The 22524-nt window shown below is 67.5% G+C and carries 32 protein-coding genes and 4 pseudogenes; 30 read left to right on the top strand and 6 right to left on the bottom strand.

All coding sequences use genetic code 11. The features are described from left to right. Positions 1-348: 348 nt before the first annotated feature. The 5 genes and pseudogenes from ABZV31_RS09840 to ABZV31_RS09860 form a co-directional block, all read right to left on the bottom strand. Positions 349-607 (bottom strand): annotated as a pseudogene (locus tag ABZV31_RS09840) (integrase); the annotation flags it as partial. A gap of 111 nt (positions 608-718) precedes the next feature. Further along, positions 719-904: a hypothetical protein gene (locus ABZV31_RS09845; protein WP_355890556.1), complete on the bottom strand. Its 186-nt coding sequence runs from the start codon at positions 902-904 to the stop codon at positions 719-721. Between the two features lie 216 nt (positions 905-1120). Continuing rightward, positions 1121-1762 (bottom strand): annotated as a pseudogene (locus ABZV31_RS09850) (coagulation factor 5/8 type domain-containing protein); the annotation flags it as partial. A 304-nt stretch (positions 1763-2066) separates the two neighbouring features. Continuing rightward, positions 2067-3008: pseudogene (locus tag ABZV31_RS09855) on the bottom strand (STM4014 family protein); the annotation flags it as partial. After that, positions 2912-3484: an ATP-binding protein gene (locus ABZV31_RS09860; protein ID WP_355890559.1), complete on the bottom strand. Its 573-nt coding sequence runs from the start codon at positions 3482-3484 to the stop codon at positions 2912-2914. The pseudogene ABZV31_RS09855 and the gene ABZV31_RS09860, both read right to left, overlap by 97 nt. A gap of 152 nt (positions 3485-3636) precedes the next feature. Here ABZV31_RS09860 and ABZV31_RS09865 point away from each other — a divergent pair, with 152 nt between their 5' ends. From ABZV31_RS09865 to gdhA, 3 genes are all read left to right on the top strand, one after another. Continuing rightward, complete coding sequence (locus ABZV31_RS09865; protein ID WP_355890562.1) at positions 3637-4512, top strand: helix-turn-helix transcriptional regulator; 876 nt, start codon at positions 3637-3639, stop codon at positions 4510-4512. Then, a complete protein-coding gene (locus tag ABZV31_RS09870) occupies positions 4509-4718 on the top strand; it encodes a DUF397 domain-containing protein (protein WP_355890564.1) in 210 nt (69 codons plus the stop codon). The genes ABZV31_RS09865 and ABZV31_RS09870 overlap by 4 nt, the downstream gene beginning before the upstream one ends. 691 nt (positions 4719-5409) lie before the next feature. Next, positions 5410-6768 carry an NADP-specific glutamate dehydrogenase gene (gene gdhA / locus ABZV31_RS09875; protein WP_355890567.1) on the top strand — a complete coding sequence of 453 codons (1359 nt, stop codon included), beginning with the start codon at positions 5410-5412 and terminating at the stop codon, positions 6766-6768. Positions 6769-6896: 128 nt separating this feature from the next. Here the strand turns inward: gdhA and ABZV31_RS09880 are convergent. Next, positions 6897-7289 (bottom strand): annotated as a pseudogene (locus tag ABZV31_RS09880) (ricin-type beta-trefoil lectin domain protein); the annotation flags it as partial. A 647-nt stretch (positions 7290-7936) separates the two neighbouring features. Here ABZV31_RS09880 and ABZV31_RS09885 point away from each other — a divergent pair. From ABZV31_RS09885 to rpmJ, 27 genes are all read left to right on the top strand, one after another. Further along, positions 7937-8254, top strand: coding sequence for a hypothetical protein (locus ABZV31_RS09885; protein WP_355890570.1), 318 nt, complete (start codon positions 7937-7939; stop codon positions 8252-8254). Positions 8255-8958: 704 nt separating this feature from the next. Further along, positions 8959-9267: a 30S ribosomal protein S10 gene (gene rpsJ / locus ABZV31_RS09890; RefSeq protein ID WP_003948644.1), complete on the top strand. Its 309-nt coding sequence runs from the start codon at positions 8959-8961 to the stop codon at positions 9265-9267. A gap of 18 nt (positions 9268-9285) precedes the next feature. Next, positions 9286-9930, top strand: coding sequence for a 50S ribosomal protein L3 (gene rplC / locus ABZV31_RS09895; RefSeq protein ID WP_355890573.1), 645 nt, complete (start codon positions 9286-9288; stop codon positions 9928-9930). Positions 9931-9938: 8 nt separating this feature from the next. Next, positions 9939-10595 carry a 50S ribosomal protein L4 gene (rplD, locus tag ABZV31_RS09900; RefSeq protein WP_355890576.1) on the top strand — a complete coding sequence of 219 codons (657 nt, stop codon included), beginning with the start codon at positions 9939-9941 and terminating at the stop codon, positions 10593-10595. Next, positions 10595-11014 (top strand): 50S ribosomal protein L23, encoded by a 420-nt coding sequence (gene rplW / locus ABZV31_RS09905; protein ID WP_355890579.1) that lies wholly within the window; start codon positions 10595-10597, stop codon positions 11012-11014. The genes rplD and rplW overlap by 1 nt, the downstream gene beginning before the upstream one ends. A gap of 40 nt (positions 11015-11054) precedes the next feature. Continuing rightward, the gene (gene rplB / locus ABZV31_RS09910; protein ID WP_355890582.1) at positions 11055-11891 is read left to right on the top strand and encodes a 50S ribosomal protein L2; all 837 of its coding nucleotides are present in this window, start codon (positions 11055-11057) and stop codon (positions 11889-11891) included. Between the two features lie 12 nt (positions 11892-11903). Beyond that, positions 11904-12185, top strand: coding sequence for a 30S ribosomal protein S19 (gene rpsS, locus ABZV31_RS09915; RefSeq protein WP_355890585.1), 282 nt, complete (start codon positions 11904-11906; stop codon positions 12183-12185). A gap of 45 nt (positions 12186-12230) precedes the next feature. Further along, a complete protein-coding gene (gene rplV, locus ABZV31_RS09920) occupies positions 12231-12578 on the top strand; it encodes a 50S ribosomal protein L22 (protein WP_355890588.1) in 348 nt (115 codons plus the stop codon). Continuing rightward, a complete protein-coding gene (gene rpsC, locus ABZV31_RS09925; RefSeq protein ID WP_164391222.1) occupies positions 12578-13402 on the top strand; it encodes a 30S ribosomal protein S3 in 825 nt (274 codons plus the stop codon). Before rplV ends, rpsC begins: the two co-directional genes overlap by 1 nt. A gap of 5 nt (positions 13403-13407) precedes the next feature. Next, positions 13408-13827: a 50S ribosomal protein L16 gene (gene rplP, locus ABZV31_RS09930; RefSeq protein ID WP_028420770.1), complete on the top strand. Its 420-nt coding sequence runs from the start codon at positions 13408-13410 to the stop codon at positions 13825-13827. Continuing rightward, positions 13827-14051 carry a 50S ribosomal protein L29 gene (gene rpmC, locus ABZV31_RS09935; protein ID WP_007494763.1) on the top strand — a complete coding sequence of 75 codons (225 nt, stop codon included), beginning with the start codon at positions 13827-13829 and terminating at the stop codon, positions 14049-14051. The genes rplP and rpmC overlap by 1 nt, the downstream gene beginning before the upstream one ends. Continuing rightward, positions 14051-14335, top strand: a complete 285-nt coding sequence (rpsQ, locus tag ABZV31_RS09940; protein ID WP_355890594.1) for a 30S ribosomal protein S17 — start codon at positions 14051-14053, stop codon at positions 14333-14335. The genes rpmC and rpsQ overlap by 1 nt, the downstream gene beginning before the upstream one ends. Before the next feature lie 115 nt (positions 14336-14450). Continuing rightward, entirely contained in the window at positions 14451-14819 is a 369-nt protein-coding gene (gene rplN, locus ABZV31_RS09945) for a 50S ribosomal protein L14 (RefSeq protein ID WP_003998823.1), read from the top strand. Positions 14820-14821: 2 nt separating this feature from the next. Continuing rightward, the gene (gene rplX / locus ABZV31_RS09950; protein WP_355890597.1) at positions 14822-15145 is read left to right on the top strand and encodes a 50S ribosomal protein L24; all 324 of its coding nucleotides are present in this window, start codon (positions 14822-14824) and stop codon (positions 15143-15145) included. Next, positions 15145-15702: a 50S ribosomal protein L5 gene (gene rplE, locus ABZV31_RS09955; protein WP_355890600.1), complete on the top strand. Its 558-nt coding sequence runs from the start codon at positions 15145-15147 to the stop codon at positions 15700-15702. The genes rplX and rplE overlap by 1 nt, the downstream gene beginning before the upstream one ends. Before the next feature lie 5 nt (positions 15703-15707). Beyond that, positions 15708-15893: a type Z 30S ribosomal protein S14 gene (locus tag ABZV31_RS09960; RefSeq protein WP_003956452.1), complete on the top strand. Its 186-nt coding sequence runs from the start codon at positions 15708-15710 to the stop codon at positions 15891-15893. A gap of 212 nt (positions 15894-16105) precedes the next feature. Then, a complete protein-coding gene (gene rpsH / locus ABZV31_RS09965) occupies positions 16106-16504 on the top strand; it encodes a 30S ribosomal protein S8 (RefSeq protein WP_355890603.1) in 399 nt (132 codons plus the stop codon). A gap of 24 nt (positions 16505-16528) precedes the next feature. After that, positions 16529-17068 (top strand): 50S ribosomal protein L6, encoded by a 540-nt coding sequence (rplF, locus tag ABZV31_RS09970; RefSeq protein ID WP_355890605.1) that lies wholly within the window; start codon positions 16529-16531, stop codon positions 17066-17068. 3 nt (positions 17069-17071) lie between these two features. Beyond that, positions 17072-17455: a 50S ribosomal protein L18 gene (gene rplR / locus ABZV31_RS09975; protein WP_355890607.1), complete on the top strand. Its 384-nt coding sequence runs from the start codon at positions 17072-17074 to the stop codon at positions 17453-17455. A 41-nt stretch (positions 17456-17496) separates the two neighbouring features. Beyond that, the gene (gene rpsE / locus ABZV31_RS09980) at positions 17497-18102 is read left to right on the top strand and encodes a 30S ribosomal protein S5 (RefSeq protein WP_344014107.1); all 606 of its coding nucleotides are present in this window, start codon (positions 17497-17499) and stop codon (positions 18100-18102) included. A 2-nt stretch (positions 18103-18104) separates the two neighbouring features. Then, positions 18105-18287: a 50S ribosomal protein L30 gene (rpmD, locus tag ABZV31_RS09985; protein ID WP_009190145.1), complete on the top strand. Its 183-nt coding sequence runs from the start codon at positions 18105-18107 to the stop codon at positions 18285-18287. 2 nt (positions 18288-18289) lie between these two features. After that, the gene (rplO, locus tag ABZV31_RS09990; RefSeq protein ID WP_355890612.1) at positions 18290-18745 is read left to right on the top strand and encodes a 50S ribosomal protein L15; all 456 of its coding nucleotides are present in this window, start codon (positions 18290-18292) and stop codon (positions 18743-18745) included. Between the two features lie 244 nt (positions 18746-18989). Further along, complete coding sequence (gene secY / locus ABZV31_RS09995) at positions 18990-20303, top strand: preprotein translocase subunit SecY (protein ID WP_355890614.1); 1314 nt, start codon at positions 18990-18992, stop codon at positions 20301-20303. Then, positions 20303-20965 (top strand): adenylate kinase, encoded by a 663-nt coding sequence (locus ABZV31_RS10000; RefSeq protein WP_355890616.1) that lies wholly within the window; start codon positions 20303-20305, stop codon positions 20963-20965. Before secY ends, ABZV31_RS10000 begins: the two co-directional genes overlap by 1 nt. 129 nt (positions 20966-21094) lie before the next feature. Continuing rightward, the gene (gene map / locus ABZV31_RS10005; RefSeq protein WP_355890619.1) at positions 21095-21931 is read left to right on the top strand and encodes a type I methionyl aminopeptidase; all 837 of its coding nucleotides are present in this window, start codon (positions 21095-21097) and stop codon (positions 21929-21931) included. Between the two features lie 141 nt (positions 21932-22072). Further along, positions 22073-22294, top strand: coding sequence for a translation initiation factor IF-1 (gene infA / locus ABZV31_RS10010; protein WP_003948620.1), 222 nt, complete (start codon positions 22073-22075; stop codon positions 22292-22294). An 82-nt stretch (positions 22295-22376) separates the two neighbouring features. After that, entirely contained in the window at positions 22377-22490 is a 114-nt protein-coding gene (gene rpmJ, locus ABZV31_RS10015) for a 50S ribosomal protein L36 (RefSeq protein ID WP_003998809.1), read from the top strand. Positions 22491-22524: the final 34 nt, after the last annotated feature.

Consider the following 22524-nt stretch of genomic DNA (forward strand, 5'->3'; position numbering starts at 1 on the left):
CACGGCGAGGAGTTCACCGCCGATGCCCACCCCGTCTACCTTTGATCTTGCGCAGTGCTCCGCCCTTCAGGACTCTGCTGGTAAAGGCGTGATTCGGGCTGTCCGTTGTCGTTGGTCCTTATGCGGTTGTTGTGGTCGTGCCGGGAGGGGCCGGGAGTGTCGCTGGACCCACGGGCAGATCAGGGAGTCCCGGAGCTGACGGCTCGGGTGGTGCGGCCGCGTTCCCCAAGGGGACGTTCGCGGTGCGGATCCGCGAGGCACTGGGCCCGCTGTTTGAGGATGAAGCGTTCGCCGATGCCTTCCCGAGCCGGGGCCGTCCGGCCGTGTCGCCCGGGGCGCTGGCGCTGGGTGCCAGCGAAGGATCGTGTCCGGGCGTACAAGCAGCAGGAGTTGGCGCAGCCTGTCCATCGGAAGGTGGTGGAGCAGGCCAGCGAGCACCACGCGGTCAGTATCGGTGAACGCGGGCTTGCCCCACGTGGCGCTGCAGGACCAGCAGTTGGTGCCGTAGCGCCAGGATCTCGATGTCCTTTTCCCGATCGCTCATCGGCAGCCGGCGCAGGAGCGTGAAGGTGTTGGTCACGGCGAGGTAGGCCAGGCGCAGCAGCACGGAAGGTCATGATTCCGCCCGCCCCCTGTCCATGTGAAGACAGCCGGGGCGAGCGGAGCGACCGCAGGCGGCCTCTGATCGACGATCAAGCTTCTGACCTGGCCGGATGACTTATTGGCACCCGCAGAGGCGTGGCCGGATGCCGAGTTGTCGGCGGAGCACCGCGTTCTTGTGGCGGAGCGCGAGCAGTTCGGCATTCTTGGCTTCCTCCGAACGCGACAGGAGCAGGAGCAGTCCGAGGAGCCGTAGGAAGATCAGGTAGAGCACGCGCAACGCCATGCGGTCCGAGCGCGCCATGATCGAACGGAACTGCAAAGCGCCTGATCAGAGGCTGCACGCTAGTTCTGGCATCCTACGGGGAGCTGGGGAGCGAGCAGCAGGTCGCCCTGCGCGCGTCTGCCTGACCGGTCGGCCCGGGGCGAGCCCGCGGCACGGGTGAGGGGTCGGCCGATGTGATGCGCCCCTGGGCCGGCCGGCCCCTCTGTCCTGTGTGCCGTCAGGTCTGCGCCGGACCTACGGGTAGCTGACCAGGTAGGCCACGTTGCTGCTGGCGGTGACCTGGTTGCCGGTGTTGTCGACGATGTGGTTGATGGTGCCGGCGCCGCCCAGGACCGTGGTGACCATACTGTGGAACTTCACCGTGGACGTGGTGGGCACCTCGATGGCATGGCCGAGTACCACGGAGGGGTTGTCGCGGAGATAGGCGTAGACACCCACACCCCATGCCTCGTGGGAGGTGACCGAATTGGCGACCTTGTACGAGGCGTAGCCGAGGTCGCCTCCACTGGTGGTCCAACTGGATTGGTTGGGCACGTCGTAGGGAGTCTCGCTCTGGTAGAAGTACGTGCGGCCGCCGCTGCCGTTCCAGGTGGTCTGGTACTTCTGGTAGTGCTCGACCGCCAGGCCGTACATGGTGACGTTGTTGCCGTTGACGACCAGTCCGTTGAGGGCCGGGTTGGTCGTCCAGCCGACGCCGTTGGTGTGGTCGGCCCGCCACAGCCACAGGTCGTCGCCGATGACGTCGTTGCTGTTGATCACCAGCGACTGGGTGGCCTTGCCGGCGACGTCGCCGCCGATGCGGAAGAACACGTCGTGCAGCACGATCGGGTCGGCGGTGTGACTGGCGCTCGAGCCGGTCGGGCCAACCTGCATCAGGTAGACGAAGGTGCCGTCCGCGGTGGTCTCGCTGCCCGCGAAGCGGGCGGCGAAGAGCCGCGGGTGCGGACCCGGCGTGGCCGGCGTCGGCAGGAAGCCCGCGAACATGGCCTGGTGAGAGGCGTAGGTGAAGTTGCCGGGGGCGTGTCGGCGCTCCCATGCGCCGCCGGGCAGATGCCGGGCCAGGTTCGGGATGCGGCCGGCCGCGGCCAGCTCCTGCGCCACGTCGTGGCGGAGTGTGTCCAGCGTGACCAGCAGAAGGTCGTGGCTGCCCACGACCTCGTTCATGTCGATCGGTGGCACGTCAGCCGGTGGCGTCATGATGGTGCTCCTCGCGTTCCGCGCGCCGCATGGCGGCCGGTACGGCGGCGACCTGCGCGCCGTAGGTGTCCAGGGCCTCGGCGCCGCTGCCCGGCAGGCCGGTCAGGCGGGGCAGCAGATCGCCGAAGGCGTTCACCTCGGCGACGGTGAAGCGGCGCCACCCGGTGGACGGCAGGACGTCCACGCCGACGCACAGCGTGCCCGGGAAGCACGAGGCCGCCCGCTCGGCGGTGTCCAGCACATGGTCGAAGCTGCCGCCCGCGGCGTGGATCGCCCCGCGTGCCGCGGCCAGATCGCCACGGGCGCCGCCCAGGTGCAGATTCGTCATGGGGTGTCGGCTGGTCCGTACGACGGCGTGCGTGGCGCGTCCGGCGACCACGACTACCCGCAGATCGGTGGCGCGCCCGCCCTGGGAGGCCTTGGGCAGCCACTGCTCGACGTGGATCCCGTCCGGGGCCAGCACGTCGACCAGGGCGGCGACCTCGGGCTCCGAGGCGTAGTGCCGTACCCGCAGGGAGTTGAACAGCCGGCCGTCGGGGGTCGTCTCCACGGAGGTCGTCGCCTTGACCCGGCCGGGGCCGGCCACCGTGAGCGCCACGACGCCGGAGGCCGACGAACCGTGCGCCGGCTTCACGAACGCCCGCGAGATGTGCGCGGCCTTCAGCCGCTCCCTCACTTCGTCCCAGCCGCCGAGCGGACCCGCCAGGGCCCGGGGCACCGGCACGCCCGCGGCGGCCAGCCGAAAATGGCAGCGGCGCTTGTCGAACATCACCGCCACGTCCTCCGGGTCGGCGGACGCCACCGCACCCGCGTGGCGCGCCGCGCCCGTCACCTCCCGGACCGCCGCCGTGAAGCGGCGGTACCACAGGGCCGTTCCCTCCACCCGGGTGGGATCGTCGACGCCCCGCAGCAGCCGGTCGCTTTCTTGGGGAAAGGCGTCGGCGGCACCGGAGCGTGAGGGGCGGGCTCCGGTGACGAGAAGCGCAGTTCGGCCCAGACGGTCTTGCGCGGGAAGCGGCCCTCGGTCACGCCCCAGCGGTGCGCCAGCGCGTCCACGAGCAGCAGGCCACGGCCGGACTCGGCTCCGGGGGCCGGCTGCTGGAGTTGGGGGAGCCGTTCACCGCGAGTGTCGGTGACCTCGATGCGGAGCGTGCCGTCGATCACGTAGAGCGTGAGGCGGAAGTCCCGTCCCTGGACGCGGCCATGTGTGGCGGCGTTGGCTGCCAGTTCGGCCACGATGTGGCTCGCCGTCTCCGACGGGAGTCCCCAGCGGCGCAGTTGCTCGTCGGCGAGCAGGCGGGCGAGGCGGGCGCCGCGTGGGGTGGACGACAGCAGGACGCTGAAGTTGGGGAAGTGGCATGCCGGTTGAGCGGTTGTGGTCTCGGCGATTTCCTGATTCACGTCACTCAGCGTGGCCGACCGCGCCTACCGTGAAGAGTGACTGAGTGGCTGCGTACGGTAACTGTCGGGAGGTTGTCCGGTGCTGTCCGGGCTGTCGGGGCGGTTCGTACGGGTAGCGCGTGGCGGTACGGCACGGGACGACGGAGGGGCGCATGACGGTGGACGGCGAGGCGGTACGGCTCAGGGGCGAGGCGGACGAGCCGGGGTGGGAGGTGGATCCGGACGATGACTGGGGCGTGGCCGTAGTTGCCACTGTGGGGCGGCAGTTGAGGCTCCGGCGGGAGGCGGCGGGGATGCGGGCCGCCGAGTTCGGCGCGGCGGTGGGGTACGGGGAGGACCTCGTCTACAAGATCGAGGGAGGGAAGAGGATCCCCCGGCCCGAGTATCTGGACAGAGCGGACGAGGTGCTGGGGGCGGCTGGGCTGCTCTCGGCGATGAAGGAGGACGTGAAGAAGGTCCGGTACCCGAAGAAGGTACGGGACTTGGCCAAGCTGGAGTCCCAGGCTGTGGAGCTCCTTTCCTACGGCAGCCACAACCTGCATGGTCTCGTGCAGACCGAGGAGTACGCGCGGGCCCTACTGGGCACGCGGCGGCCGGCGCTGTCGGAGGATGAACTTGAGCAGGCAGTGGCTGCCCGCATGGCCCGGAAGGCGATTTTCGAGCGAGACCCCGCCCCAGAGCTCAGCTTCGTCCAGGAAGAGGTGACACTGAGGCGCCCTGTCGGGGGCAAGATGGTGCTGCGCAGGCAGCTCGAACACCTCTTGGAGGTGGCGCAGCTGCGACACGTCGAAGTCCAAGTGATGCCGACGTCTCGCGGGGACCACCCGGGAACCGGAGGGCGGATTCAGGTGCTCAAGTTCGGCGACGGCACGGCGATCGGCCGGGCTGACGACGAGTTCGGCAGCCGTCCTGTCTCCGACCCTAGGCAACTGCGGATCCTTGAGCTGCGCTACGGCATCATCCGGGCCGAGGCTCTGACCGCACGGGAGTCGCTGGCCTTCATCGAACAAGTGCTGGGAGAGACATGAACCGCAAGGACTCGGTCGGGGACGTTGTGGATCTGACCTGGTTCAAGAGCAGTTACAGCGACAGCAGCAATCCCAGCGATTGCGTGGAGGTCGCTGTGGCCCCAGGCACGGTTCACGTCCGCGATTCCAAGAACATCGGAGGTCCTCAGCTCGAGCTTGCGCCGGGGGCCTGGGCGGACTTTGTGACGTACGCCTCCGGAAGCTGAGCTTTCAGCGGCGCGCCCCGCACCGGGTCTCCCCGGGGGCGGGGCGCTTTGACGAACGGCTTAGAACACCGCATCCGGCTTGGGGAACAGCCCGCCGTCCTCGAAGGTCTCCGGGGTGCGCTGGGGCTGCGCGCAGCGGCCCGTACCTTCGCTTGGGCCTTGCGGGCAGCGTCCTACGCTTCTTCGCTTGGGCCTTGCGAGCAGCGTCCTACGCTTCTTCGCCTCCGGCGTGTGCAGACCCAGCTCCAGCTCTGCCTTATAGCGGACGTGGTTCAACCGAAGGAGCAGGTCCAAAATTCTTGTCTGGGCCTGGGTGGACATGGTGTAACGAGTACTCCGCCGCGTCTCGCGGAAGCCGTATTCAAGGTCGACGTACGTCCCAGCCGTAGCCAGCTAGGACAGCATGGTCGATGCGTCGGTGGATATCCCTGACAAGGGCCGAGGCGGGCGATGTCGGCAGGTATGGCAAGGGGACTGTCAAACCCGTACCGACCCGTGGTCGGCACGGCCCGTCTCAGCTGGTGGACGGCCGAGGCAGGCATGCTGGCCACGTCGTTTACACGGGGAGTAACACTGAAGGTTCGGCCGCTTCCTGGATGATCACTCCCGGGGCGGCCCGTCCTACGCGAAGGCAATGGCGCCGAGCGCTCCCCACCGGTTCGCACCGGCAGTCTTGCCAGAAAGGGACACCGTGGTGACACGACCCGACACGAAGACCACGCTCAACCGCCTGCGCACCGAGATCGAGCACCGCAACCCGGCCCAGCCCGAGTTCCACCAGGCCGTCCACGAGGTGCTGGAGACGCTCGCGCCGGTGCTCGCGGCCCGTCCCGAGTATGCGGAGCCGGGCCTCGTCGAGCGGCTGTGCGAGCCGGAGCGGCAGATCATCTTCCGGGTGCCGTGGCAGGACGACCACGGCCGGGTCCACGTCAACCGCGGTTTCCGGGTCGAGTTCAACAGCGCACTGGGCCCCTACAAGGGGGGCCTGCGCTTCCATCCGTCGGTGAACCTCGGCATCGTCAAGTTCCTCGGCTTCGAACAGGTCTTCAAGAACGCGCTCACCGGGCTCGGCATCGGCGGCGGCAAGGGCGGCAGCGACTTCGACCCGCACGGCCGCAGCGACGCGGAGGTCATGCGGTTCTGCCAGTCGTTCATGACGGAACTGCACCGGCACATCGGCGAGCACACCGACGTCCCGGCGGGTGACATCGGCGTCGGTGGCCGCGAGATCGGCTACCTCTTCGGCCAGTACCGGCGGATCACGAACCGCTGGGAAGCGGGCGTGCTCACCGGCAAGGGCGCGGGGTGGGGCGGCTCGCTGATCCGGCCGGAGGCGACCGGGTACGGCAACGTGCTGTTCGCGGCGGCGATGCTGCGCGAGCGTGGCGAGGACCTGGAGGGACAGACGGCGGTCGTCTCCGGGTCGGGAAACGTCGCGATCTACACCATGGAGAAGCTGGCGGCCCTCGGCGCGAACCCGGTGACCTGCTCGGACTCCAGCGGATACGTGGTCGACGAGAAGGGCATCGACCTTGACCTGCTGAAGCAGGTCAAGGAGGTCGAGCGCGGCCGGGTCGGCACGTACGCCGAGCGCCGGGGCGCGTCCGCGCGGTTCGTGCCCGGCGGACGGGTCTGGGAGGTCCCGGCCGATGTCGCGCTGCCGTCGGCCACGCAGAACGAGCTGGACGAGAACGACGCCGCCGCCCTCATTCGCAACGGCGTGAAGGCGGTGTCCGAGGGCGCGAACATGCCCACGACGCCGGAGGCTGTGCACCTGTTCCAGCAGGCGGGGGTCGCCTTCGGCCCCGGCAAGGCGGCGAATGCCGGTGGCGTCGCGGTCAGCGCCCTTGAGATGGCCCAGAACGCGTCGCGCACGGCGTGGTCGGCCGAGCGGGTGGAGGAGGAGCTGGCCCGCATCATGAGCGACATCCACACCACCTGCCACGAGACCGCCGAGCGCTACGGCGCCCCCGGCGACTACGTCACCGGCGCGAACATCGCCGGCTTCGAGAGGGTCGCCGACGCGATGCTGGCGCAGGGCGTCATCTGACGGGCCGGGAACCGGCTCGGATGGGCGCCGTCATGCGAACGCGTCCGCGACGGGGGTGGTATCGCGGGCGCGTTGGCGGGGGCCCGGCCGTGCGTGACGGCCGGGAAACACGGGAAACAGGGGACTGTCTAGCCGATGGTCCACTTCTGGTTCGCGGCGCCGGTGCACGTCCAGATCTGCAGCCGGGTGCCGTCGGCGGCCGAGTTGCCCGTGGCGTCCAGGCACTTGTCCGCGCCGACGTTGGTCAGGTCGTGCGCGGCGGTGTACGTCCACTGCTGGGCCTTGGTGCCGTTGCAGGTGTAGAGCTGTACGGGTGCCCCGTCCGCGGTCGAGGCGGCGCGTACGTCGAGACATTTCCCGAGGGCGCGTACAGTGCCGTCGCTGCCGAGGGTCCACTTCTGTGCGTCGAGGCCGGTGCAGTTGTGCAGCTGGATCGGGGTCTCGTCGGCGGACGAGGCGCCGGCCACGTCGACGCACATGCCGCCGATGCCCTTGATGGCGCCGGACGCGGTGGTGCCGCCGGGCCACACCTTGTCTGTGGGGGATCCAGGGCCCGGTGCCGAGGCGAACCCGTCAGGCCCATGACAGCCACGTCCCCGTTCGGTGCGTCCCCCCGGCCGCACCGAACGGCGCCGTTGGGGCCGATGGTACGGACCACACCCCCCGCGGCAAACTCGTCGAACCCCTCGTCAAATGGCTCTGACCTGCGGTGACTTGGTCGAAATAAGGTCAGGGGAAGATCGCTTAACTCGTGTTTAAGGTCCCCTTAAGAGACCGGGGCGCCGTGCGGCACCACCGGACGTCGCGGATCGTTGGTGAGGGACAGCCCGGTGAGACGGGTTGGCGGTCCATGTCCCCGAAGCCCGCTGTTCGGGCCATGCGCAGCCGGGGCAGGTCGGCCCCTCCCGCCGGCAGCGATCACTTACTCATCCGGCGCCGACCGGCACTCCATGCCCCACTGGGCGGTCGAGTACCCGCTGAGTACCCGCGCTCATGCCGCTTGGCGATCACTGGCCGCAGGCTGTCCCCATCAGTCCAGACCAGTCCGGCAGTCCAGACCAGTCCGGCGCGTCCCCGATCGGAGAGCCGTTTGCGCCCCTTTCGCCTCCTGCACGACGCAGTACGCCCCGGAAGCGCCCGTCCACGGGCAGCCCGCAGGCTCCTCGGCGTGCTCCTGGCCCTCGCCCTCACCGTGTCCGCCGTCCACTACGGCAGGATCTTGTGGAACGGCACCGCCTACCCCACCGCCGACCCCGACCTCGTCGCCGAGCGTGTCCAGCAGCAGTCCCAGCAGGTCTACGACGTGCTCGGGCTCCCCGCGTCGCACCGCGTCGAGTCGCGCGACCTGGACACCGGGACCTGCTACGCCCGCGGGCTCCTCGACATCGAGAAGGTCGCGCGGGGCGTGGTCGACGTCCGGCACCGCTGGAGTGTCGGCGGGGTGTCGGAGAGCGCCGCGGTCGCCGACGGCTGCGGGACACGCTGACCGGGGAGGGGTGGAAGCGGGCGTACAAGGACGACGAGTACCGCGGGGGCGTCCGGCAGCTTATGTACGGGTTCGAGTTATGTACGGGTTCGAGTTATGTACGGGTTCGAGGAGCCGGGGGGCGGCTATCAGGTCACCGCCCAGTGGATCAGTGGGTCCCGTGCCCTCTACATCGACGTCTTCTCTCCCTGCGCCCGCATCCCGGTCGACCACCCCTCGGCCGGCGAGAACGATCTCCACTGGCCCGCCCACGCCCCCCCGAACCCTGTCGACGCGGTCGAAACGCCCCCGCGTTTGACCTACGTCACTCCCGGGGTACTCTCTTCCACTCGATTGGCCAGCCCCCCGCCCCATATGGCAGACTGTCCGAGTTGCTCGGTCGAGTGTTGATGCTGCGCGCCTCCCGCCGGGAGGACCGGAAGCGAGTCCCACAGTACTCGTCGTCCTAACTGCCTCACGGCAGCGCTGGGGCGGAAGTACGGGAATCTTCCGGGAAGCGTGGGCGCGGCGCCGGCCAGGCACCCGGTGGGCCTTCGCCCCCGGCTCGCGGTTCCGGTAGGGCCGTGCGCATTCCCCGGCAGGGATGTTCGAGCGTGGGACATCCATGTCAGCGGGAGCGCGACACGCCCGACCGCGTGGGTCGGAGAAAGCGAAGGGAACGCCGGGTTCCAGAGCGTGAGAAGAGACAGGACTACGAAGTAGCCATGGCGGGACAGAAGATCCGCATCCGGCTCAAGGCCTACGACCACGAGGTCATCGACTCCTCGGCGAAGAAGATCGTCGAGACGGTGACCCGCACTGGTGCGTCGGTCGCGGGCCCGGTGCCGCTGCCCACTGAGAAGAACGTGTACTGCGTCATCAAGTCGCCGCACAAGTACAAGGACTCGCGCGAGCACTTCGAGATGCGCACGCACAAGCGCCTGATCGACATCCTCGACCCGACCCCCAAGACCGTTGACTCTCTGATGCGACTCGACCTCCCGGCCGGCGTCGACATCGAGATCAAGCTCTGAGGCGCGGTGATCTGAGAGATGGCTAAGCAGATCAAGGGCATCCTCGGCGAGAAGCTCGGTATGACGCAGGTCTGGGACGAGAACAACCGTGTCGTCCCCGTGACCGTCGTCAAGGCCGGCCCGAACGTCGTCACCCAGGTCCGTACGAACGACACTGACGGCTACGAGTCGGTCCAGATCGCCTTCGGCGAGATCGACCCGCGCAAGGTGAACAAGCCCCTCAAGGGCCACTTCGCCAAGGCCAACGTCACCCCGCGTCGTCACCTTGTCGAGATCCGCACGTCGGACGCCTCCGAGTACACGCTCGGCCAGGAGATCACCGCTGAGGTGTTCGAGGCCGGCCAGAAGGTCGACGTCACCGGCAAGAGCAAGGGCAAGGGCTTCGCCGGTGTCATGAAGCGCCACAACTTCGGTGGCCTCGGCGCCGGGCACGGTACCCAGCGCAAGCACCGCTCGCCCGGTTCCATCGGTGGCTGCGCCACCCCGGGCCGTGTGTTCAAGGGCCTCCGCATGGCGGGTCGCATGGGCAACGAGCGGGTCACCACCCAGAACCTGACCGTCCACGCCGTTGACGCGGAGAAGGGTCTGCTGCTCATCAAGGGCGCGGTTCCCGGTCCGAACGGCGGCCTCGTCCTGGTCCGCACTGCGGCCAAGGGGGCCTGAGGTAACCGATGAGCACTGTTGACATCCTTTCGCCGGCGGGCGACAAGGCCGGTTCCGTCGAGCTCCCCGCGGAGATCTTCGACGCCAAGGTCAGCGTTCCGCTGATCCACCAGGTCGTCGTCGCACAGCTGGCCGCTGCCCGTCAGGGCACCCACAAGACCAAGACCCGTGGTGAGGTCCGCGGCGGTGGCAAGAAGCCGTACCGCCAGAAGGGCACCGGTCGCGCCCGTCAGGGTTCGACCCGCGCGCCGCAGTTCGCCGGCGGTGGCACCGTGCACGGTCCCGTGCCGCGCGACTACTCGCAGCGGACCCCGAAGAAGATGAAGGCCGCCGCGCTGCGCGGTGCCCTCACTGACCGGGCCCGCCACAACCGCATCCACGTCGTCACCGGCGTGATCGAGGGCGAGACCCCCTCCACCAAGGCCGCCAAGAGCCTGTTCGGCAAGATCAGCGAGCGCAAGAACCTGCTGCTCGTCGCCGAGCGCTCGGACGAGGCCACGTGGCTGTCCGCCCGCAACCTGCCCCAGGTCCACATCCTGGAGCCGGGCCAGCTGAACACGTACGACGTTCTCGTCTCGGACGACGTGGTCTTCACCAAGGCCGCTTTCGAGTCCTTCGTCGCCGGCCCGAACAAGGCCAACGACACCGAAGGGAGCGAGGCCTGATGGCTACGCGTCACCCCTCCATCGCCTCGAAGGCCGCCAAGGCCGCCAAGGCCGCGCGCGTCGCCAAGGCGCGTCGCCACGCCACCGAGGGCAAGAACACGGTCGAGACCCCGCTGAGCAAGGGCTACACGGACCCCCGTGACGTCCTGATCAAGCCGGTCGTCTCCGAGAAGAGCTACGCGCTCCTCGACGAGAACAAGTACACGTTCATCGTCGACCCGCGTGCCAACAAGACCCAGATCAAGGAGGCCGTCCAGGCGGTCTTCGAGGTCAAGGTCACCGGGGTCAACACGATCAACCGCCAGGGCAAGCGCAAGCGGACCCGCACCGGCTTCGGTCAGCGTGCGGCCACCAAGCGCGCGATCGTGACCCTCGCCGAGGGCGACCGTATCGACATCTTCGGCGGTCCGACCGCCTGACGGCGGTCCGGATCGTCCGATATCGGACGAGGACTGAGAAATGGGTATCCGCAAGTACAAGCCGACGACTCCTGGCCGTCGTGGCGCCAGCGTCGCCGACTTCGTCGAGGTCACGCGGTCCACGCCGGAGAAGTCGCTGGTCCGTCCCCTGCACAGCAAGGGCGGCCGTAACAATTCCGGTCGTGTGACCGTCCGCCACCAGGGCGGTGGCCACAAGCGCGCCTACCGCGTGATCGACTTCCGTCGTCACGACAAGGACGGCGTGCCGGCGAAGGTCGCGCACATCGAGTACGACCCCAACCGCACCGCGCGCATCGCGCTGCTGCACTACGCGGACGGCGAGAAGCGTTACATCCTCGCGCCGCGTGGCCTGTCGCAGGGCGACCGCGTCGAGAACGGTCCCGGGGCCGACATCAAGCCGGGCAACAACCTCGCGCTCCGCAACATCCCGGTCGGTACGACGCTGCACGCGATCGAGCTCCGTCCGGGCGGCGGCGCCAAGTTCGCCCGCTCCGCCGGTGCCTCCGTGCAGCTGCTCGCGAAGGAGGGCTCGATGGCCCACCTCCGCATGCCCTCCGGCGAGATCCGCCTGGTCGACGTGCGCTGCCGCGCCACCGTCGGCGAGGTCGGCAACGCCGAGCAGAGCAACATCAACTGGGGCAAGGCCGGCCGCAAGCGCTGGCTGGGCGTCCGCCCGACCGTTCGCGGTGTGGCGATGAACCCGGTTGACCACCCCCACGGTGGTGGTGAGGGCAAGACCTCGGGTGGCCGCCACCCGGTCAGCCCCTGGGGTCAGAAGGAAGGTCGTACTCGTGCTCCCAAGAAGGCGAGCAACAAGTACATCGTCCGCCGCCGCAAGACGAACAAGAAGCGCTAAGGACGGGTTGAGATGCCTCGTAGCTTGAAGAAGGGGCCCTTCGTCGACGACCACCTGATCAAGAAGGTGGAAGCGCAGAACGAAGCCGGCACCAAGAACGTCATCAAGACCTGGTCCCGCCGCTCGATGATCGTCCCGGCCATGCTGGGCCACACGATCGCGGTGCACAACGGCAAGACCCACATCCCGGTGTTTGTCACCGAGTCGATGGTCGGCCACAAGCTCGGCGAGTTCGCGCCGACCCGCACCTTCCGGGGCCACGTCAAGGAAGACCGGAAGTCGAAGCGCCGCTAGTTGGCGGGGTGCAAACGACCAATGACAAACACTGAAGGGACAACCATGGAAGCCAGGGCCCAGGCGCGGTACATCCGCGTCACGCCCATGAAGGCCCGCCGTGTGGTGGACCTCATCCGTGGCCTGGACGCCACGGAGGCTCAGGCGGTCCTGCGTTTCGCCCCGCAGGCCGCGAGCGTGCCGGTCGGCAAGGTGCTGGACAGCGCCATCGCCAACGCCGCGCACAACTACGACCACACCGACGTCGACAACCTGTACGTCTCCGAGGCGTACGTCGACGAGGGCCCGACCCTGAAGCGGTTCCGTCCGCGCGCCCAGGGCCGTGCCTACCGGATCCGCAAGCGGACCAGCCACATCACCGTGGTCGTCAGCAGCAAGGAAGGAACCCGGTAATGGGCCAGAAGGTAAACCCGCACGGGTTCCGGCTCGGTGTCACGACCGACTTCAAGTCGCGTTGGTACGCCGACAAGCTGTACAAGGACTACGTCAAGGAAGACGTCGCCATCCGTCGGATGATGACGTCCGGCATGGAGCGCGCCGGCATCTCCAAGGTCGAGATCGAGCGCACCCGTGACCGCGTCCGTGTGGACATCCACACCGCGCGTCCGGGCATCGTCATTGGCCGCCGTGGCGCCGAGGCCGACCGCATCCGCGGCGACCTCGAGAAGCTCACGGGCAAGCAGGTCCAGCTGAACATCCTCGAGGTCAAGAACCCCGAGACGGACGCTCAGCTCGTGGCCCAGGCCGTTGCCGAGCAGCTCTCCTCCCGCGTCTCCTTCCGCCGCGCCATGCGCAAGAGCATGCAGTCGGCGATGAAGGCGGGCGCCAAGGGCATCAAGATCCAGTGCGGTGGCCGCCTCGGCGGCGCCGAGATGTCCCGCTCGGAGTTCTACCGCGAGGGCCGTGTGCCCCTGCACACGCTCCGCGCGAACGTGGACTACGGCTTCTTCGAGGCCAAGACGACCTTCGGCCGCATCGGTGTGAAGGTCTGGATCTACAAGGGCGACGTCAAGAACATCGCCGAGGTCCGCGCCGAGAACGCTGCCGCCCGTGCGGGTAACCGCCCGGCCCGCGGTGGCGCCGACCGCCCGGCCCGTGGTGGCCGCGGTGGCGAGCGGCGCGGTCGCAAGCCGCAGCAGGCTCCGGCTGCCGAGGCCCCCAAGGCCGAGGCTCCCGCAGCTGCCGCTCCGGCTGAGAGCACCGGAACGGAGGCCTGACCGACATGCTGATCCCCCGTAGGGTCAAGCACCGCAAGCAGCACCACCCGAAGCGCACCGGTATGTCCAAGGGTGGAACGCAGGTTGCGTTCGGCGAGTACGGCATCCAGGCGCTGACCCCGGCGTACGTCACGAACCGCCAGATCGAGGCGGCCCGTATCGCCATGACCCGTCACATCAAGCGTGGCGGCAAGGTCTGGATCAACATCTACCCGGACCGCCCGCTGACCAAGAAGCCCGCCGAGACCCGCATGGGTTCCGGTAAGGGTTCGCCGGAGTGGTGGGTCGCGAACGTCAAGCCGGGGCGCGTGATGTTCGAGCTGTCCTACCCGAACGAGAAGATCGCCCGTGAGGCGCTGACTCGTGCGGCCCACAAGCTGCCGATGAAGTGCCGGATCGTCAAGCGCGAGGCAGGTGAAGCGTGATGTCGGCCGGTACCAAGGCGTCCGAGCTGCGCGAGCTGGGCAACGAGGAGCTTCTGGCGAAGCTCCGCGAGGCCAAGGAAGAGCTGTTCAACCTCCGCTTCCAGGCGGCGACGGGTCAGCTCGAGAACCACGGCCGTCTCAAGGCGGTCCGCAAGGACATCGCCCGGATCTACACCCTCATGCGTGAGCGTGAGCTCGGCATCGAGACGGTGGAGAACGCCTGATGAGCGAGAGCAACGTGACTGAGAACAAGGAAGCGCGCGGTTTCCGCAAGACCCGTGAGGGTTACGTCGTCAGCGACAAGATGGACAAGACCGTCGTCGTCGCCGTCGAGGACCGCGTCAAGCACGCGCTGTACGGCAAGGTCATCCGCCGTACGAACAAGCTCAAGGCGCACGACGAGCAGAACGCCGCGGGTGTCGGCGACCGCGTTCTCCTGATGGAGACCCGGCCGCTGTCCGCGACCAAGCGCTGGCGCGTCGTCGAGATCCTCGAGAAGGCCAAGTAATCCCTGCGGGGCAAACCCCGCAGGACAGTTCCGCCAGGCTCCAACGGGGCTGAGGTGCTTTTAAGACAAGCACAGTAGCCCCGTTGGGGAACCGGCAGACGATCAGGAGATAGACGTGATCCAGCAGGAGTCGCGACTGCGTGTCGCCGACAACACGGGAGCGAAGGAGATCCTTTGCATCCGTGTGCTCGGCGGCTCCGGTCGCCGCTACGCGGGCATCGGTGACGTCATTGTCGCCACCGTCAAGGACGCGATCCCCGGTGGCAACGTGAAGAAGGGTGACGTCGTCAAGGCGGTCATCGTTCGCACCGTCAAGGAGCGCCGCCGTCCGGACGGCTCGTACATCCGCTTCGACGAGAACGCCGCCGTCATTCTGAAGAACGACGGCGACCCTCGTGGCACCCGTATCTTCGGCCCCGTCGGCCGTGAGCTGCGCGAGAAGAAGTTCATGAAGATCATCTCCCTCGCGCCGGAGGTGCTGTGAGCATGAAGATCAAGAAGGGCGACCTGGTTCAGGTCATCACCGGCAAGGACAAGGGCAAGCAGGGCAAGGTCATTGCCGCTTACCCGCGCGAGGAGCGCGTCCTGGTCGAGGGTGTCAACCGGGTCAAGAAGCACACCAAGGCCGGTCCGACCGCTGGCGGTTCGCAGGCCGGCGGGATCGTGACCACCGAGGCCCCGATCCACGTGAGCAACGTTCAGCTCGTCGTGGAGAAGGACGGCAAGAAGGTCGTGACCCGCGTCGGTTACCGCTTCGATGAGAACGGCAACAAGATCCGCGTTGCCAAGCGGACGGGTGAGGACATCTGATGGCGACCACCACCACTCCGCGTCTGAAGCAGAAGTACCGCGACGAGATCGTCCCGAAGCTGCGTGACGAGTTCAAGTACGAGAACGTCATGCAGGTTCCGGGCCTCGTCAAGATCGTGGTCAACATGGGTGTGGGCGATGCCGCCCGCGACTCCAAGCTGATCGAGGGCGCCGTGCGCGACCTCGCCACGATCACCGGCCAGAAGCCGGCGGTCACCAAGGCCCGTAAGTCCATTGCGCAGTTCAAGCTGCGTGAGGGCCAGCCGATCGGTGCCCACGTCACGCTCCGTGGCGACCGCATGTGGGAGTTCCTCGACCGCACCCTGTCGCTCGCGCTGCCGCGAATCCGCGACTTCCGCGGCCTGTCCCCCAAGCAGTTCGACGGCCGTGGCAACTACACCTTCGGTCTCACGGAGCAGGTCATGTTCCACGAGATCGACCAGGACAAGATCGACCGCGTCCGGGGTATGGACATCACCGTGGTCACCACGGCGACCAACGACGAAGAGGGCCGTGCCCTTCTCCGTCACCTCGGCTTCCCGTTCAAGGAGGCGTGAGCGAGATGGCGAAGAAGGCTCTCATCGCGAAGGCTGCTCGCAAGCCCAAGTTCGGTGTGCGCGCGTACACCCGCTGCCAGCGCTGCGGCCGTCCGCACTCCGTGTACCGCAAGTTCGGCCTCTGCCGCGTGTGCCTTCGTGAGATGGCTCACCGTGGCGAGCTGCCGGGCGTGACCAAGAGCTCCTGGTAATCCCCCCATTAGGGGACTTCCAGGACTCTCGGTAGGCAACTGGGACGGCAGGAGGCCCACCTCCGCATGCCTTAGGCTTGTGGGGTTGGGCACCTGCCGTGCCGTACGACTTACTACGCCGTAGGTCCACCGCGCCGCACCCGTCCCGTCTCGGATCGGGGAGAGGGATGGCGCACCAGGAAACCCCGGCGAGAGAGGCCGAAGGCCAATTCATGACCATGACTGATCCGATCGCAGACATGCTCACGCGTCTGCGGAACGCGAACGCGGCGTACCACGACACCGTGTCGATGCCGCACTCCAAGATCAAGTCGCACATCGCGGAGATCCTCCAGCAGGAGGGCTTCATCACGGGCTGGAGGACCGAGGACGCCGAGGTCGGCAAGAACCTCGTCCTCGAGCTCAAGTACGGCCCGAACCGTGAGCGCTCCATCGCGGGCATCAAGCGGATCTCCAAGCCCGGTCTCCGGGTGTACGCGAAGTCCACCAACCTGCCGAAGGTGCTCGGCGGCCTCGGCGTGGCGATCATCTCCACGTCCCACGGGCTCCTCACCGACAAGCAGGCCGGCAAGAAGGGCGTAGGCGGAGAAGTTCTCGCCTACGTCTGGTAACGGAAGGGAACGGAGGAAACAGCTATGTCGCGCATCGGCAAGCTCCCCATCGCGGTTCCCGCCGGCGTGGACGTCACCATCGACGGCCGCACGGTTTCGGTAAAGGGCCCCAAGGGCGAGCTGACCCACACCGTCGCCGCGCCGATCGAGATCGTCAAGACTGAGGACGGCACCCTCCAGGTGACCCGCCCGAACGACGAGCGGCAGAACAAGGCCCTGCACGGCCTGTCCCGCACGCTGGTGGCGAACATGATCACCGGCGTGACCCAGGGTTACGTGAAGAAGCTCGAGATCAGCGGTGTCGGTTACCGCGTGCAGGCCAAGGGCTCGAACCTGGAGTTCGCGCTCGGCTACAGCCACCCGGTCACCGTCGAGGCGCCCGAGGGCATCACCTTCAAGGTGGAGAGCCCGACCCGCTTCTCGGTCGAGGGCATCGACAAGCAGAAGGTCGGCGAGGTTGCGGCCAACATCCGCAAGCTGCGCAAGCCGGACCCGTACAAGGCCAAGGGCGTCAAGTACGAGGGCGAAGTCATCCGCCGCAAGGTCGGAAAGGCGGGCAAGTAAGCCATGGCATACGGGCAGAAGATCCTGAAGGGCGACGCGTACAAGCGTGCTGCGATCAAGCGTCGCCACATCCGGATCCGCAAGAAGGTCTCCGGTACCGCGGAGCGTCCCCGCCTGGTCGTGACCCGCTCCAACCGCCACATCGTGGCGCAGGTGATCGACGACCTCAAGGGCCACACCCTGGCGTCGGCGTCGTCCCTGGACGCGTCGATCCGCGGTGGCGAGGGCGACAAGTCCGCGCAGGCCAAGCAGGTCGGTGCCCTGATCGCCGAGCGGGCCAAGGCCGCGGGTGTCGAGGCCGTCGTGTTCGACCGTGGTGGCAACCAGTACGCCGGGCGCATCGCCGCCCTGGCGGACGCCGCCCGCGAGGCCGGGCTCAAGTTCTGAGCCGGTTCCGTAGCTAGCGGAAACAGAGAGAGGTAAATCCAATGGCTGGACCCCAGCGCCGCGGCAGCGGTGCCGGTGGCGGCGAGCGGCGGGACCGGAAGGGCCGTGACGGCGGCGCAGCTGCCGCCGAGAAGACCGCGTACGTTGAGCGCGTCGTCGCGATCAACCGCGTCGCCAAGGTTGTGAAGGGTGGTCGTCGCTTCAGCTTCACCGCGCTGGTCGTGGTGGGCGACGGTGACGGCACCGTGGGTGTCGGATACGGCAAGGCCAAGGAGGTGCCGGCCGCCATCGCCAAGGGCGTTGAGGAGGCCAAGAAGCACTTCTTCAAGGTCCCGCGGATCCAGGGCACCATCCCGCACCCGATCCAGGGTGAGAAGGCTGCCGGCGTCGTGCTGCTCAAGCCGGCGTCGCCGGGTACCGGTGTGATCGCCGGTGGTCCGGTGCGTGCCGTGCTCGAGTGCGCCGGTATCCACGACGTCCTGTCGAAGTCGCTCGGCTCCGACAACGCGATCAACATCGTGCACGCGACCGTGGCGGCCCTGAAGGGTCTGCAGCGTCCCGAGGAGATCGCGGCCCGCCGCGGTCTGCCGCTCGAGGACGTCGCCCCCGCGGCCCTGCTGCGTGCGCGTGCTGGAGTGGGTGCGTAATCATGGCTCAGCTCAAGATCACGCAGACGAAGTCCTACATCGGCAGCAAGCAGAACCACCGTGACACCCTGCGCTCGCTCGGGCTGAAGAGGCTCGGCGACGTGGTCGTCAAGGAGGACCGCCCCGAGTTCCGCGGCATGGTGCACACCGTCCGCCACCTCGTGACGGTCGAGGAGGTCGACTGATCATGGCGGAGCAGAACCCGCTCAAGATCCACAACCTCCGTCCCGCCCCGGGCGCCAAGACCGCCAAGACCCGTGTCGGTCGTGGTGAGGCGTCGAAGGGTAAGACGGCCGGTCGTGGTACGAAGGGCACGAAGGCCCGCTACCAGGTTCCGGAGCGCTTCGAGGGTGGCCAGATGCCGCTGCACATGCGCCTCCCGAAGCTGAAGGGCTTCAAGAACCCGTTCAAGACCGAGTACCAGGTCGTCAACCTCGACAAGCTGGCCGCGCTCTACCCCGAGGGTGGCGAGGTCACGGTCGAGGACCTGGTGGCCAAGGGTGCCGTTCGCAAGAACAGCCTGGTCAAGGTTCTCGGCCAGGGCGAGGTCTCCGTGGCGCTGCAGGTGACGGTCGACGCCGTCTCCGCCTCCGCCAAGGAGAAGATCACCGCCGCCGGCGGTACCGTCACCGAGCTCGTCTGAAACTTTCGGGCGTCTCGATGACCTGAACGACCCCGACCGGGGATACCCAACAAAACGGGGTATCCCCGGTTGGTCGTTCCAAGGGGGCAGTGTCGCCGGTAAGGTGGCCTGCACTGCCCACTTTCACGGGGTGCTTCCCATGGGGCACCCTGGGCGGCAGTCGACCGTTACGTAAGTCGTTGCTCTGTTGGAACCTCAAGACCGTCACCCTTGACGCAGTTGCGCGGGGGTCGCAGGAGGCACCGTGCTCACCGCGTTCGCCCGGGCGTTCAAGACGCCCGACCTGCGCAAGAAGCTGCTCTTCACGCTCGGCATCATCGTGGTGTACCGGGTCGGTACGCACATTCCGATCCCGGGCGTCGACTACAAGTCCGTCCAGCAGTGTGTTGGCGAGGCCTCCGGCAACCAGGGCCTCTTCGGGCTGGTCAACATGTTCAGCGGTGGTGCGCTGCTGCAGATCACGGTCTTCGCGCTGGGGATCATGCCGTACATCACGGCGAGCATCATCCTGCAGCTGCTGACCGTGGTGATCCCGCGCCTGGAAGCCCTCAAGAAGGAGGGCCAGGCCGGTACCGCGAAGATCACGCAGTACACCCGCTACCTGACGCTGGCGCTCGCCATCCTGCAGGGCACCGGCCTGGTGGCCACCGCCCGCAGCGGCGCCCTGTTCTCGGGCTGCACCGTCGCCAGCCAGATCGTGCCGGACCGGGCGATCTTCACCACCATCGTCATGGTGATCTGCATGACCGCCGGTACGACCGTGGTCATGTGGCTCGGCGAGCTGATCACCGACCGCGGCATCGGCAACGGCATGTCGATCCTGATGTTCATCTCGATCGCCGCGACCTTCCCGACCGCGCTGTGGGCCATCAAGAAGCAGGGCACGCTCGCCGGCGGCTGGATCGAGTTCGGCACCGTGATCCTGGTCGGCCTGGTCATGGTGGGTCTGGTCGTCTTCGTCGAGCAGGCTCAGCGCCGCATCCCGGTGCAGTACGCCAAGCGGATGATCGGCCGCCGTTCCTACGGCGGTACGTCCACGTACATCCCGCTCAAGGTCAACCAGGCGGGTGTGATTCCCGTCATCTTCGCGTCGTCGCTGCTCTACATCCCGGCGCTGGTCGCCCAGTTCTCCGGAAGCAACTCCGGCTGGAAGACCTGGGTGCAGCAGAACCTGACCAAGGGCGACCACCCGATTTACATCACTCTGTACTTCTTGCTCATCGTTTTCTTCGCGTTCTTCTACGTGGCGATCTCCTTCAACCCCGAGGAAGTCGCCGACAACATGAAGAAGTATGGTGGCTTCATCCCGGGCATCCGGGCTGGCCGACCGACCGCTGAGTACCTTTCGTACGTACTCAACCGGATCACCTGGCCGGGTTCGCTGTATCTGGGCCTGATCGCTCTCGTACCAACAATGGCGTTGGTCGGGTTCGGGGCGACGAACAACTTCCCCTTCGGCGGGACCAGCATCCTCATCATCGTGGGTGTCGGCCTCGAGACGGTGAAGCAGATCGAGAGCCAGCTCCAGCAGCGCAATTACGAAGGGTTCCTCCGCTGATGCGAATCGTCCTCGTCGGGCCGCCGGGTGCCGGTAAGGGAACGCAGGCCACACGCCTGGCTGAGAAGCTGCGCATCCCCCACATCTCCACCGGCGACCTGTTCCGCGCCAACATCAGCCGGCAGACGGAGCTGGGGAAGCTCGCGAAGTCCTACATGGACGCCGGCAACCTGGTGCCGGACGAGGTCACCATCGCGATGGCCAAGGACCGCATGGAGCAGCCGGACGCCGAGCACGGCTTCCTGCTGGACGGCTTCCCGCGCAATGTGTCGCAGGCCGAGGCGCTGGACGAGCTGCTCAAGACCGAGGGCATCAAGCTCGACGCGGTGCTCGACCTGGAGGTCCCCGAGGAAGAGGTGGTCAAGCGGATCGCCGGTCGACGGATCTGCCGGAACGACTCCAGCCACGTCTTCCACGTGACGTACAGCCCGCCCAAGAAGGAGGGCGTGTGCGACGTCTGCGGCGGTGAGCTCTACCAGCGGGACGACGACTCCGAGGAGACCGTCCGCAAGCGGCTGGAGGTCTACCACACGCAGACCGAGCCGATCATCGACTACTACAAGGCGCAGGGCCTGGTCGTCACGATCTCGTCGCTGGGCCCGGTGGACGAGGTCACGCGGCGGGCGCTCGAGGCGCTCAGGCGCGAGGACGGCGACAAGTAGTCCCACGTCCGCTGCAGCCGCGGTTCCCGCACGGGGGCCGCGGCTGCTGTGTGGGACGGCGCAGACGGCCTCCCCCTTATCGTTGACGTTGTTCGTCCCCTTTCCGGTCCAAGAAAGGCCGTAGTCCCCATGGTGCAGATCAAGACCCCCGAGCAGATCGCCAAGATGCGTGCGGCCGGGCTGGTCGTCGCTGCCATCCACGCGGCCACCCGCGAGGCGGCCGTGCCCGGGGCATCCACGAAGGACCTGGACGAGGTTGCGCGGAAGGTCCTCGCGGAGCACAACGCCAAGCCGAACTTCCTCGGCTACGGCGGCTTCCCCGCGACGATCTGCACGTCCGTGAACGAGGTCGTCGTCCACGGCATCCCGTCCGACGACGTGGTCCTCAAGGACGGGGACATCATCTCCATCGACTGCGGCGCGATCGTCGACGGCTGGCACGGCGACGCCGCCTACACCGCGTTCGTGGGCTCCGGTCACGCCCCGGAGTTGGTCGAGCTCTCCCGGGTGACCGAGGAGTCGATGTGGGCCGGCATTGCGGCGATGAAGCAGGGCAACCGGCTGGTCGACATCTCCCGGGCCATCGAGACGTACATCCGCCGCCAGCCGAAGCCCGGCGGCGGCCGGTACGGGATCATCGAGGACTACGGCGGCCACGGCATCGGCACCGAGATGCACATGGACCCGCACCTGCTGAACTACGTCGACCGGCGGCGGGGGAAGGGGCCGAAGCTCGTGCCCGGCTTCTGCCTGGCCATCGAGCCCATGGTCTCCCTGGGCACGCCGAAGACCCGGGTCCTCGAGGACGACTGGACGGTCATCACGACGGACGGCACCTGGTCCTCCCACTGGGAGCACTCCGTGGCGCTGACCGAGCAGGGTCCGCTGGTGCTCACCGCCCCCGACGGCGGCAAGGCCAAGCTCGCCGAGTACGGCATCACGGCCGCCCCCGACCCCCTCGCATAATGATCTCCGGCGTGGGGCAGACTGCTCCGATTCGTCTTTCCGGGTGTGCTGACGTAGACTGACTCGTCGGCTCTTGTGCACCCGCATGTCCGCATGCGCTCGTACAGGGCCGATCAAGGTAGTCGATTCGAAGGGCGAAGCGTGGCCAAGAAGCAAGGTGCCATCGAGATCGAGGGCACTGTCGTCGAGTCTCTGCCGAACGCCATGTTCAAGGTCGAGCTCCAGAACGGCCACCAGGTCCTGGCACACATCAGCGGCAAGATGCGTATGCACTACATCCGCATCCTCCCTGACGACCGGGTCGTGGTGGAGCTGTCTCCGTACGACCTGACGCGTGGCCGGATCGTCTACCGCTACAAGTAGATCTTGCCCGCACCCCGCGTCAGTGGGGTGTGCATCCCGCTTGCGCGGGGTGGTGGCACTGACCCGGAGAACCTCACATCCCATGAAGGTCAAGCCGAGCGTCAAGAAGATCTGCGACAAGTGCAGGGTGATCCGCCGTCACGGCCGGGTCATGGTCATCTGCGAGAACCCGCGCCACAAGCAGCGCCAGGGCTGACGCACGACCGCACCCTCTGCGATTCGCAGAACTT

It is taken from the genome of Streptomyces sp. NPDC005202 (assembly GCF_040608235.1).
GTDB lineage: Bacteria > Actinomycetota > Actinomycetes > Streptomycetales > Streptomycetaceae > Streptomyces.